Source organism: Gordonia sp. YC-XJ4, assembly GCF_059511865.1.
In genome coordinates, this window is the sequence record NZ_CM183447.1 from 235,059 (window position 1) to 247,015 (window position 11,957).

Annotated in this window: 12 protein-coding genes; 4 read left to right on the forward strand and 8 right to left on the reverse strand. The window is 67.2% G+C overall.

Going from position 1 to position 11,957, the window contains the following annotated elements; translation table 11 throughout:
* Nucleotides 1-37: 37 nt before the first annotated feature.
* Together AC5ZH6_RS01055 and AC5ZH6_RS01060 are read right to left on the reverse strand one after the other, a co-directional pair.
* Nucleotides 38-919 carry a polysaccharide deacetylase family protein gene (locus AC5ZH6_RS01055; protein WP_094601559.1) on the reverse strand — a complete coding sequence of 294 codons (882 nt, stop codon included), beginning with the start codon at nt 917-919 and terminating at the stop codon, nt 38-40.
* A gap of 1 nt (nt 920) precedes the next feature.
* Nucleotides 921-1,919 (reverse strand): asparaginase, encoded by a 999-nt coding sequence (locus tag AC5ZH6_RS01060; RefSeq protein ID WP_094602137.1) that lies wholly within the window; start codon nt 1,917-1,919, stop codon nt 921-923.
* Nucleotides 1,920-2,102: 183 nt separating this feature from the next.
* Here AC5ZH6_RS01060 and AC5ZH6_RS01065 point away from each other — a divergent pair, with 183 nt between their 5' ends.
* Nucleotides 2,103-3,113: a LacI family DNA-binding transcriptional regulator gene (locus tag AC5ZH6_RS01065; RefSeq protein ID WP_094601560.1), complete on the forward strand. Its 1,011-nt coding sequence runs from the start codon at nt 2,103-2,105 to the stop codon at nt 3,111-3,113.
* Nucleotides 3,114-3,158: 45 nt separating this feature from the next.
* On the opposite strand, the gene AC5ZH6_RS01070 is transcribed toward AC5ZH6_RS01065, so the two are convergent.
* Nucleotides 3,159-5,063 carry a TerD family protein gene (locus AC5ZH6_RS01070; RefSeq protein ID WP_240524064.1) on the reverse strand — a complete coding sequence of 635 codons (1,905 nt, stop codon included), beginning with the start codon at nt 5,061-5,063 and terminating at the stop codon, nt 3,159-3,161.
* Nucleotides 5,064-5,165: 102 nt separating this feature from the next.
* On the opposite strand from AC5ZH6_RS01070, the gene AC5ZH6_RS01075 reads away from it, so the two are divergent.
* The gene (locus AC5ZH6_RS01075; protein ID WP_496168233.1) at nt 5,166-5,516 is read left to right on the forward strand and encodes a DUF2200 domain-containing protein; all 351 of its coding nucleotides are present in this window, start codon (nt 5,166-5,168) and stop codon (nt 5,514-5,516) included.
* 130 nt (nt 5,517-5,646) lie between these two features.
* On the opposite strand, the gene AC5ZH6_RS01080 is transcribed toward AC5ZH6_RS01075, so the two are convergent.
* Entirely contained in the window at nt 5,647-6,132 is a 486-nt protein-coding gene (locus tag AC5ZH6_RS01080; RefSeq protein ID WP_211543031.1) for a flavin reductase family protein, read from the reverse strand.
* Between the two features lie 301 nt (nt 6,133-6,433).
* Between AC5ZH6_RS01080 and AC5ZH6_RS01085 the strand changes: the two genes are divergently transcribed.
* Both AC5ZH6_RS01085 and AC5ZH6_RS01090 read left to right on the forward strand, forming a co-directional pair.
* Nucleotides 6,434-7,702, forward strand: a complete 1,269-nt coding sequence (locus AC5ZH6_RS01085) for a styrene monooxygenase/indole monooxygenase family protein (protein ID WP_496168235.1) — start codon at nt 6,434-6,436, stop codon at nt 7,700-7,702.
* Nucleotides 7,702-8,004 carry an EthD family reductase gene (locus AC5ZH6_RS01090; protein ID WP_079928362.1) on the forward strand — a complete coding sequence of 101 codons (303 nt, stop codon included), beginning with the start codon at nt 7,702-7,704 and terminating at the stop codon, nt 8,002-8,004. The genes AC5ZH6_RS01085 and AC5ZH6_RS01090 overlap by 1 nt, the downstream gene beginning before the upstream one ends.
* Nucleotides 8,005-8,048: 44 nt before the next feature.
* Here the strand turns inward: AC5ZH6_RS01090 and AC5ZH6_RS01095 are convergent, their stop codons facing one another.
* The 4 genes from AC5ZH6_RS01095 to AC5ZH6_RS01110 form a co-directional block, all read right to left on the reverse strand.
* Nucleotides 8,049-9,029: an AraC-like ligand-binding domain-containing protein gene (locus tag AC5ZH6_RS01095; protein WP_496168236.1), complete on the reverse strand. Its 981-nt coding sequence runs from the start codon at nt 9,027-9,029 to the stop codon at nt 8,049-8,051.
* 103 nt (nt 9,030-9,132) lie between these two features.
* Nucleotides 9,133-10,398 (reverse strand): NAD(P)/FAD-dependent oxidoreductase, encoded by a 1,266-nt coding sequence (locus tag AC5ZH6_RS01100; protein WP_496168238.1) that lies wholly within the window; start codon nt 10,396-10,398, stop codon nt 9,133-9,135.
* A 2-nt stretch (nt 10,399-10,400) separates the two neighbouring features.
* Nucleotides 10,401-10,718 carry a 2Fe-2S iron-sulfur cluster-binding protein gene (locus AC5ZH6_RS01105; protein ID WP_014358334.1) on the reverse strand — a complete coding sequence of 106 codons (318 nt, stop codon included), beginning with the start codon at nt 10,716-10,718 and terminating at the stop codon, nt 10,401-10,403.
* A 36-nt stretch (nt 10,719-10,754) separates the two neighbouring features.
* Nucleotides 10,755-11,948, reverse strand: a complete 1,194-nt coding sequence (locus tag AC5ZH6_RS01110; RefSeq protein ID WP_496168239.1) for a cytochrome P450 — start codon at nt 11,946-11,948, stop codon at nt 10,755-10,757.
* Nucleotides 11,949-11,957 lie beyond the last annotated feature (9 nt).

Consider the following 11,957-nt stretch of genomic DNA (forward strand, 5'->3'; position numbering starts at 1 on the left):
AGGGGAGGGGGTGACACGTCGTCGGGTCTTTTGCCGGTCAGCTCTGGCGCGGCCGGCGGGACTTGAAGTCGGAGGCGATGGCGTCGAAGGTCGTCCAGGTGACCCCGTCGTGGCCATTGATGTGCTCGATCAGTCGCTCGAGCATCAACAGCACCTGCGGTCGGCCGGACACATCGGGATGAATGGTGAAAGTGAAGACCGCATAATCCATCTCGCGATACACCCAGTCGAACTGATCGCGCCACATCTCCTCGATGTGCCGTGGATTGACGAATCCGTGGCTGTTGGGGCTGCCCTTGATGAACATCATCGGAGGCAGGTCGTCGAGGTACCAGCTGGCCGGGATCTCGACGAGGTCGGTCTCCCGGCCGCGCTGCAGGGGTTTCATCCAGGTGGCGGCGGGCTGGTCGTAGTCGATGGGTGTCCACGAGTCCCCGACGCGCACGTAGTACGGCTCGAAATCGCGGTGCATGAGGGAGTGGTCGTAGGCGATGCCACGCTCGATCAGCAGTTCGTTGGTCACCTTGCTGAACTCCCACCACGGTGCGACATATCCGGTGGGGCGCTTGCCGGTACGGGTGTCTATGAGGTCGATGCAGTGGTCGAGGATCTCCGATTCCTGCTCGCGTGACATCGCGATCGGATTCTCGTGGCTGTAACCGTGGAGTCCGATCTCGTGTCCGGCGGCGACCACGGCGTCGAACTGTTCGGGGAACGTCTCGATGGAGTGGCCGGGCCAGAACCAGGTCGCCGGAAGCTGATGGCGTTCGAGCAGCTGGTTGAGTCGCGGGACCCCGACCTCGCCGGCGAAGATTCCGCGGGAGATGTCACCCGGGGAGTTCTCACCACCGTACGAGCCGAGCCAGCCGCCGACGGCGTCGACGTCGATCCCGAATGCGACAAAGATGTCCTTGGCCATGTCAATCCTCCAGAGTGGGTGTGTAGGTGTCGATGATGTGGGTGAGAGTGGTTGTGATGTCCGATGATTGGGACAGCAGCAGCGAGAGCAGGATGCGTGCCTGGGTGGCCGGCAGTGAACCGGACAGGATCGCGCCGGCAGCCACCATGTCGGTGCCGCCGCCGTGCCCGTAGACCGCGGCGACCTCGCCGAACGGCACCCGGCTGGCCAGAATCGTCGGGATGCCGTCACCGGCGAGTTGGCGGCAGGTGTCGACGATCGTCGGGTTGGCGTTGCCGATTCCGGTGCCGGCCAGCACGATTCCGCGTGCACCGGCGGCCACCGCCGCGTTGATCAGGGTTGCATCGGCGCCCGGGTACACCTCGATGATGTCGACGCGGGTGGAGTCGAAGGCGTCGGTGGGACGGGGGAGCGCAGCGGGTCGCGTGGGCGTTTCACGGATGGCGACCTTGCCGTCGGCGACCTCGCCCAGCGGCTCACGCGTGGTGGAGCCGAAGGCGTCGAGGGCGCGGGTGCGGAGCTTGCGGGTCCCGGCGGCGGGAAGGATCTGTCCGGCGAAGACGACCAATGTGCCGAGCGTGCGGGCATGCGGGTCGGCCGCCACCGCGACCGCATCGGCCAGATTCCGGGGACCGTCGCCGTGCGGCGCATCGCTGGCGCGTTGTGCGCCGGTGAGGACGACCGGTCGCGCGTCGGCGTGGACCAGGTCGAGGAGGAAGGCTGTCTCCTCCATGGTGTCGGTGCCGTGGGTGATGACGATGCCGTCGACGGGATTCTCGGTGCGCTCGAAGAGCTGGGCAACGGTGTCGCTGATCCGGCGTAGGTGCGTAGGCGTCATTCGGTAGGAGCCCACCGTCATGAGATCGATCGACTCGACCTCCACGTCGGCGAGTCCGGTGGTCCCGAGAAGTTCGGTGACGGTTCGGGTGGCGACGACTCCGGTCGCGGTCGAAGTGGAGGCGATCGTCCCACCGGTTCCGATGAGGGCGATCCGTGGCATCAGGGCCACCTCTTCGCCGTATCGGCGCACGTCGGAGACGGTGGCGCGCTGGGTGTGAACTGGGTCATGTCGATCAGCAAACCACAACACAAACGTTTGTGGCAATCGTTTGTGTAAATTGCGCCAAACGTTTGTGTAACGGCTCTTGTAACGTGGGGCACCGACGTCGAGGGAGGAGGCACCATGGGGCGGGTGCGTGGACCCCTGACTTTGCGGATGATCGCCACTGAACTCGGCGTCAGCCCATCGACGGTTTCGCGAGTGCTGAACACCCCGGGTGACGATGCGTTGCGCTGGGCCTCGGCGGACACGGTAGGACGGATTCGCACCTTCGCCACGGAGAACGGTTACTCACCCAATCCGCAGGCGTCGAGCCTGCGTACGCGGCGCTCGGGGCTCATCGGGGTGTTGGTGCCGCGTCTGCAGGACTACGTCCTGGCAACCATCTATGAGGGGATCGAGGAGGCCGCAGGCGAAGCGGGTCTGTCGACGTTCGTGACCAACTCGCTGGACCGACTCGAGGCTCAGCGCGCACGTACCAAGGCGATGATCGACCGTCGGGTCGACGGACTGATCTACGGTGATGCCCACCTCGATCACGAGTTCCTCGATGAGGTTGACGCACAAGGCATCAAGTTCACTCTCGTATCGAGGAGCGCGGGCTCCTATCCGTCGGCGACGGTCGACGACGTACTCGGCGGCCGGCTGGTGGGACAACACCTCGCCGACACCGGCCGCAAGAAGGTCTGCGTCGTGGCGGGCCTGGAGTTCACCTCGACGGCCAGAGACCGCACGCGTGGTGTGGTGGAAGCGCTGTCCGACAACGGCATCGAGGTTCCCGAGTCGGCCGTCATCTTCTCGGGATTCGACCCCGCCGGTGGCCGGCGAGCGGTCGAACAGATCCTCGAGCGAGGTGAGGTGCCGGATGCGCTGTTCGCCACCAACGACTTTGCCGCACTGGGTGCGCTCGGCGCGCTGCGTGACGCGGGGTTACGCGTCCCCGACGACGTCGCGCTCGTGGGCTACAACGACACCCCACTGGCTGCGGCCGGGGCACTGCCGCTGACGACGATCCGCTCCCCGATGCACGAGATGGGCAGGCGTGCCGTGGGTTTGCTGATGCAGGTGCTTGCCGGCGAGGAGCCGGAGTCGGTGCTGCTGGAACCGGAGCTGATCGTGCGGAGCAGTACGTGAGCCATGGATCGGTTCGATCGTCGTGAGGTCGTCATGGCGGCGTGCCTACTCGTCAACGCTGACACCATAGGTACGAACCAGCGCGGCAAGCCCTTCGCGCCACCCCTGGCCGAGCGCTCGCAGCTTCCACTCGGTTCCGGCGGGCCGGCCGCGTAAGTAGATCTCGCCCACGACAAGTGCACGGATACCGGGTTCCGGCCGGGGCGTGAATACCCAGCGGTTCTCGTTCGCGGCAACGGACAGAGTTGTGGGGGCGATGCTGTCGAAGGTCTGATCGGTGTCGACGTCCGCGGTGGCGCAGATCAGAACCTTGACGATCCGGGGATCCAGGGCACCCGGGTACACCACAGCGCCTTCCCGAGAACCGGAACCGTTGTGGCTCTTGCCCGTCAGCCGTACGCTGCCGTCAGCGCTGCAGGGCTGGTTGTAGAAGATGAACGCGCCGTCATCGACCACGCGCTCGTGGGCGTCGAGCAACAACAATCCGAGGTCGGCCGCGCCACCCGCGGTGGTGAACTCCACCCGGACCTCCGCGTGCGCGGCATCGGGCAGGACGATGGACTCGCCGGCACTCATGGTGTACGCGTGGGGTTCTGGTCGGCCACCGGCCGGCGAGGGCCCTGTCGGCGGCAGGGGATCGGCGGCCGGCGAGGCGTTGGTGCGACCCGGTTGCGGGCGGGCGAGTTGCTCCTGCAACCATTCTCCGAAAGGCGCGAGGGTGTACGGGGCGGAGTCGGCCGGGCCGGCCGGCGATTGCCCACCCTGGAGATCGGCATCCAGGTCGCCGAGGATCGAGTCGTCGTCGTCAACCTCGCAGTTGTCGAGAAGCGTTGCGACACCGGGAAGTCCGTCCAGCGGCAACGAAGTGACCGAGGAGGAGATGTTGCCGGACGCGGTCGCCTTGATGCCACAGCGCACATCGGTGCCGATGTCGAGAAGCCGCCAGGCGTCGTCGGCGGTCCGCCACGACACCCGCTCGACCTCGTCCCGCGTCCACGACCCGTAGGCGATCAGACCGAGACGCGCGGTGTCGGGCATCCGGGTGATCACCGCGGCGTTGACCGTGGTGATCGACGGGGCCGTGGCCAATGCCTCGGACACCGTCGCCGCCAGGTTGGACACGAGAATGTGCATCCACCAACGCATCCGGTCGCGCTTGGCCATGGTCTTGAGAGTGGGACGTCCGGCCGGCGTGAGGGCCGGCATCTGCGTCGGCAGTGTGTCGAGATCCTGCAGACGCATGATGACCGACAGCGCAGACCCATCGACGCCGACCGCACATCCCGCCGCAGGATTGTCCGCGAAGGCCGCGTTGACCGCCTCGCACACGGTGGTTTCCTCGTTGGCGCACAACGCTTGCCACCACCGGTCGGCCTCGGCGGACAGTTGTGCGTGAAGCTGATTGAGGCGTTGTGATTCACTGTCGCAGTACATGCGTGCGGCGAGCTCGGCGTCGGCGCGTGCCCGTTCCCGGGCACTGCGCGCGAATCGTCCGATCCCGTTGAGGTAGAGCGTCATTGCCTGTGCGCGCACCACATCGGTGGAGATCGCCGGCGGCGGTGGCAACATCGGACGAGACGCTGTCGGAAACTGCTGAAGGTGCGCGGTGGTCGTGTCGTGGTGCAGTTGGCGGAGACGCTCGATCGCCGCATCGCGCTCGGCCTGCTGCTGGGCCCGTTCGGCGGCCCGCTGTGCACGGGCGAGTTGTGCCGGCGAGGGGCCGGTGTAACGAGTGCCGCCGCGCCGAGTCGTGGTGGTGCGACGGCGCGATCCGCTGCGCCCGGACGACAACGCCGTCGAGGCGAAGAACGGTCCCATCCCCGTCGACACCCGAGTACGCCCGCTGCCCACATGAACTCGTGCGATGCGGGGACCCACCGACGCACGGACGCCCCGGGTCGACACCCGCACGCGCATCCCCGGCACACCAACCCGAAAGCCCAGACTCATCGCGATCGATCGTAGTTCCCTCATCCGTGCGGGGCTGTCCTCCCACCGGGTGACGCGCTAGGTTCGGATCAGACAAACCGCCCACCCGCGAAGGACCACAGCATGCCCGCCGACAGACTTCTCCGGATGCCGTTCGCCAGCATCTATCCGCTGTACGTGCAGAAGGTCGAGCGGAGAGGCCACACGCAGGCCGAGGTCGATCAGGTCATCTGCTGGCTCACGGGTTACGACGCCGACGGGCTGCAGAAAGCCGTTGACGCCGAGGTGGATCTGGAGGCCTTCTTCGCCGAGGCGCCGCAGATGAATCCGAATACGTCGTTGATCACCGGCAAGATCTGCGGGTACCGGGTCGAGGAGATCGAGGACCCGCTGATGCAGAAGATCCGGTACATGGACAAGCTCGTCGACGAGGTGGCGCGCGGGAAGAAGATGACGTCGATCCTGCGGGAGTGAAGTGCGTTGTCGTCGTGCGGGGTCTCGAGGCTCGGCGCCTGGGGCGCCTCGCACCTCGACCATCGGGGGGAGGGGAGGGGGGTGGGGTGCCGGAGGCCGTCGGGAGGAGAACCTCGGCCGCCCAAGGGCATCACGGCCGGACGGTGACGAACCCGCCGTCGAGGAAGCCCAGGCAGTCGCCGGTGCGGTAGCCGAAGTCCTCGACGCGGCCGACGAACAGGGTGTGGTCGCCGCCGTCGTATTCGGCCCACGGGGTGCAGGTGAACCAGGAGGCGGTGTCGGCCAGGCGGGGCGCGTGACTGCCCTCGATCCAGCGGGGTTCCTGGTTGGGCCGGCCGGCGAAGTGCATGGCGAGGTCGCGTTGTTCGGCGCCGAGGACGTTGACAGTGAACGGGTTTCCGGTCAACAGGGCGTGTGCGCGGACGTTGCGCTGGATGGAGATCAACACCAACGGCGGGTCCATGGACACCGAGGTGAACGAATTGACGGTCAGCCCATGGCGTTTGGTGGTTCCGTCGGCGTCGGTGCCGTCAAAGGTCACCACGGCGACGCCGGTGGCGAAGCGGCCGAATCCGCCGCGCAGATGAGGGGTGGGCGGTGCGTCGGTGAGGGTCATCGCGAGTCTCCTACAAGGTCCGGTGGGCGATGACCGCAGACGTTAGGGCCGCCTCGGACACCGCGGCAATGGGCAAACGTGCTGTTGAGCGCGTCGCGCGCGGAATGCACAGTCTCGTGCACCCCGGGTCCAGAGCGCTGAGGACATCGCCGAAGCCGACTTGACGATGCGCGCGGGAGTTGTGTGTCACAGAGCGAGACGCCCTGAGGTGGGTGTCACAGCGCCCGCCGGCGGCGCACCATGGCTCCACCGACATCGTCGTCGAGCGCCCCACGGCGCACGCGTCACCAAGGAGAGTCACATGCCAGACACGCCCGACATCGGAATCATCGGCGCAGGTACCGCCGGATTACACCTCGCCCTGCTCCTACAACAGGCCGGGGTGACCACGCGTATCTACACCAACCAGACCGCCGAGCAGGTGGCCGCGGGCCGACCGCAGAACAGCGTTTCGCACCACGCGCCGACCATCGCCCGCGAGGCGGCGATGGGCGTCAACTTCTGGCCCGCCGAGGAGTACGGCTACCAGGTCCACTACCACCACCTCAACGTGCCCGACGGCCCGCCGGTCTTCCGCGGCGACTTCCTGCGACCCTCCCGAGTCCTCGACTACCGCATCTATCTGCCCAGGTTGATGGCCGAATACGAGAATCGCGGCGGCACCATCGAGATCCGCAACATCGAGCCGTCGGACTTCGCGGCGCTGGGCCGGGAGCATGATCTGGTCGTGGTGGCCGCCGGCAAGCGGTCGTTCGGCGAGTACTTCGGCGAACGACCCGACGTCTCGCCGTACGCGAAGCCGCAGCGTCACCTCGCGGTCGGATTCTGGGACGGCGTCGAGCAGACCGACCCGCGCGCGGTGACCATGAGCATCTCGCCCGGCCACGGCGAACTCCTCGACCTGCCGATCACCACCTTCGACGGCTGGGCCAGCGCGCTGCTCTGCGAGAACGTGCCCGGCGGAGACCTCGAGATCCTGATGACGCACAAGGAATCCGACGACCCCGATGCCTACCGGCAACTGCTGCTCGACAAACTCAAGGTGCATCACCCGACGGTCTACGAGCGCATCGATCAGTCCCGCTTCAGGCTCATGCGGCCCGGCGACATCCTGCAGGGCGCGGTGCGGCCGGTGATCCGCGACGACTACCGGCTCCTCGACGACGGCACCGTCGTCCTCGCGCTCGGCGACGCGCACTCGACCGTCGACCCGGTCACCGGCCAGGGCGCGAACTCGGCATCCTTCGAAGCGCAGGTCGTCGCCGACGCGATCATCGAGGACGAGATCGTCGACGAACGGTTCGCCAAGAAGGTTGCCCTGCGCCGACGCGAACGCGTCGACGGCCTCAGCGCCTGGGTCAACACCATGATCGCCACCCCGACGCCACCGCATCTGCAGAAGCTATTGGGTGCGATGTCCCAGATGCGCACGCTCTGTGACGAATTCACCGAGAACTTCAGCCACCCCCACCGCAACGGCGACATGGTGGCGACCCCCGAGCGCGTCGACGCTGCGATCGCCCGGCACGCCTCACTGGGGGCGGCAACGGCGAGCGGGAAGGTCGCCTGATGCACAAACTCGTTGTGCTGTACCCGACTCCGGACGATCCCGACCACTTCCGCGAGTACTACGAGAACACCCATCTCCCGCTCGCCGCAACGCTGCCGGGGCTGCTCGACTGGCGGCACAGCCTCTCGATCAACGCCGATCCGCAAAGCCCGTACTTCGCGGTGTTCGAAGGCGACTTCGCCGATGCCGCGGCGCTCGGAGCGGCGATGTCGTCACCGGAAGGTCAAGCGGTACAAGCCGATGTGCCGAACTACGCCAGTGGCGGTGCGGTGGTGATCGACTACCCGATCGCGCCGCACTGATCGCGCCGCACGGACCGATCGCCACGCCTGTCGCCGGGTCGCGCTCACTGCGCGGCCCGGCGAAATGCGCTGGGCGACATGCCGACCTGCTTGCGGAACGTCCGCGAGAAATGAGAGGCGTCGGGGTAGCCCCACGACGCGGCGACGTCGGCAATCGCGCGATGGGCATGCATCGGATCGGCCAGGTCGCGGCGAATGGCCTCGATACGCTGCTCACGAATCCACGCCGAGACCGTCGTGCCCTGCTCGTGGAACACCTCGTGCAGATGACGGGTCGAGATGTACACCGCCCGCGCGATCGCGTCCGGATTGAGGTCACTGTTGCGCAGGTTCTCGCCGATGTACTCGCGAATCCGCAGCATCAGGGGCAGGTGCCCGGGCGAGCCGCTCTCGACGGCCCGTGCGAGTGCCGCGGTGCTCAGCAACGCCGAGATCAGGTCGATCGTCGTGCGCACCACCCGCGCCGCGGCCGGACCCTCGACCGAGGCGAAATCCGTCGAGATCTCGGTCAGCAGCGGCGCCACCAGTCGCGTCAGTGACTCCTCCCGGCCCAACGAGATCGCGGTGATCGCGCGGACGTGAGCGGGGCTCGGGTCGATCAGATCCCGCGGGAACATGATGACCACGGCGTCGATGTCACCGGCAAACCGCAGGTCATAGGGGCGCGCGGTGTCGTAGACGCTGATGCTGCCCGGCGACATCAACGCCCTGCGCCCGTCCTGCACCAGCTCGCCGGCACCGTCGATCATCAGCGTGATCTTGTAGAACAACCGTTCCGACGCCTCGATGAGGGCCGGCGTGCGATGGACCTCGTGCGGGGTGACGGCGAGCCGCGAGAAGAAGACGTCGTCGATGACGCGGCCCCGAATGGTGCCCGCGAAATGACCGTCGGAGAGGTCGTCGACCATCAACGGCACGAACGACCGCGACACCACCCGCTGCCACGCCAGCGCCGACTCGGTGGCGAATGCAACCGGCGGCTGGGCGGCGCCTGCGGTGCGGCCGGCGGGTGGTGCGCTCGTCACTGAGACTCCTTCGATCAACTCCTCCAGCGTAGTCGGCGAAGTGCTTTCCCAACAGCGTTATCGGACAACTCGTTGGGTGTGAGTGGTGCGGAGAACTGTTCTGTCACAACGTAACCAATGACTCCGATACGTCGAGCTGAGCGCGCACGGCCTTGGCGTGAGCCTTGAGGGAGAAGCCTGGTTCGCGGGCCCGCTCCGGTGTGAGCGGGGCCGGTCGGTGGGCGAGTAGCGTGCGGGCGGCGAGGTGATCGGCCGGTGCGCCGACGCTCTCGACCCACGCCAGGGAGTTGTCGACGAAGCCGAGCAGGCTGCCCTTGCCCGCGATCGGGTCGCCGAGTCGCACCATCTCCTCGGCAGCACCGGGCAGGCCGGCGATCTGCAACTTGCGCCCGCATTGCACCGTCCAGAACCACGGCACCGCGGAATAGGGCAGTGGTGCACCGCAGATCGACGCGGCGGCGCAGCGTGCCTGATCGGTGGCGTTCTGGACGGCTTCGAGTCGCACCCGTCCGGCGGTGTGGTGACCGGGGAACGACGCCGCATCGCCGACGGCGAAGATGTGCGGGTCAACGGTGCGCAGGTACTCGTCGACGACGATACCGTTGTCGACGATGAGCCCGGCATCGTGGGCGAGTCGGGTGTCGGGGACGGCGCCGATGCCGACGACCACGAGGTCGGCGGGATGGCGGGTGCCCGAGTCGTCCACCACCGCCGTCACTCGGCCGTCGGAACCATCAATGCGCTGCACGGCGGTGCCGAGACACAATTGCACACCGCGGCTTTCGTGGAGGTCGGCGAACAGCTGTGAGCTCGAGGCGCTGAGTACCCGGGCCATCGGACGGTCGGCGACGTCGAGGACGGTCACCGGAACTTCGCGATCGGCGGCCGCCGAGGCGAATTCGAGGCCGATGAAGCCGGCGCCGACGACGACCACCCTGCTCGCCTCGGTGAGGGCGGCGTGGAGGCGGGCGGCGTCGTCGACGGTGTGTAGATGGTGAACGCCGTCGAGATCGGCTCCGAGGCAGCTCAATCGGCGTGGTTGGGCACCGGTGGCGAGGATGAGATGGTCGAAGGGGACTACGGCGTTGTCGGCGAGCCTCACCGCGCGCCGACCACGATCGATCCCGTCGACGTCGACACCAAGCCGCAGGTTGATGCCGTTGTGGTCGTAGAACGTCGAGGGCCGCAACGGCAGTGGTGACGGGCTTGCGGCCGAGGTGACGAAATCCTTGGACAGTGGTGGACGCTGATAGGGGAGATGGCCGGAACGGTCCACCAGCGTCACCTCGCCGTCGTAACCATTGCGGCGCAACGCGTCCGCGGCCTCGACGCCGGCATGCCCGGCGCCGACGATCACCACCGAATCCATCGTCACACCTGCGCTTCGGGGACGCGGACGGCCAGAGCGGAAAAGTGCTCACCGCTGCGGAGTTGGCAGCCGAGCCGCGAGGCGTCGGTGCGGTCGGTGGCGGTGCAGTCGAGCATCTCCTCCTCGTCGTCGCCGATCGGCGGCAACGCTGCGGCGTCGTCGACGTAGACGTGGCAGGTCGCACACATCGCCTGGCCGCCGCATTCGCCGACGATGCCGGCGACACCGTTCTCCAGGGCCGCGCGCATCACGGAGATGCCGGTGTCGACCTCCACGTGGTCGACGGTGCCGTCGGGATGGCGATACGTGATCTGTGGCATCGTGATCTTTCTTTCTTGTGCGGGAGTGGTTTTCGGTTACCAGCGCACCGGTAGGGCGGTCATGCCGCGGAACACCCACCCCTCGATGCGGGCGGGTTGCTCGGGGTCGAGTCGCAGCCCGGGCAGGCGATCGAAGAGGGCGGGGAGGGCGATGTCGGCGACCTGGGAACGGGCCACCCATGCGCCCGCACAGAAGTGCGCACCGCCACCGAAGCCGAGGTGTGGGACCTTGGGGCGGAACGCGTCGTAGTCCTCGGCGCGCTCGAAGACCTCCTCGTCACGGTTGGCGCTCAGCGCGACAACACCGAGCTTCGCGCCGGCCGGCAACAGCGTGCCGCCGAGTTCGACGGCACGCGTGGTCTGCCGGGGATACATCCCGATCGGCGCCACCCACCGGACACTTTCTTCGAAAGCATCTTTCCAGTAGCCCTTTTCGCGGACCGCGGTGAGCTGATCCGGACGTTCGAGAAGTGCCCACACTGTGGTGGCCAACGCATCGCGGGGTTCGTTGATGCCGCCGCCGATCGACATCTTGAGATTGGCACGGGTATCGGCGATGGTGACCTCGTCATCTCCGAAGGCCGCGATGTGGGAGATCAGCGAGTCGTCGGGGGTGGTGCGCACCCGGGTGAGCATCTCGTCGAGCGCCTGATCGACCTCGTCGTAGGAGCGGCGCGCGGCCTCCCACACCTGCGGGTCGTCGGCGTAGTTGCCGGTGCCGTTGATCATGGTCTGACTCCACCGCAGCATGTCCGCGTGGGTGGCGTTCTCGAAACCCAGGACGGCGCGCAGATTTTCGGCGGCATAGGGGGCGGCGAAGTCGGCGACGAGGTCGGCGCCCGGGCCCTTGGCGGTGAACTCGGCGAAGAAGTGCTCGAAGTTCTCGGCGAAGCGAGCACTCCAGACCTGTGTGATCGCACGGGGTTTGAGTACTCCGCCGTAGGAGGCGCGCTGGACGGCATGCGCGGGATCGTCCTTGCGCAGCATCGAATGCCCCATCGCCCGCTTCATCAATGAGTTCGTCTCGTCGGCGGTGAAGGTGTCGGGATCGTGGTCGACGGTGTGCACGTCGTGGTAGCGGGTCACGAAGAACCGGCCGGCCGCGGGCACGTAGGCAACCGGGGTCTCGCGGCGCAGTCGTGCATAGATCGGGAAAGGGTCGCGGTGCAGATCGTCGAGGGTGACCCAGTCGGCGGTGACCGCCGGGTGTGCGGGTGAGGTGGTGGTCATCGAGGACTC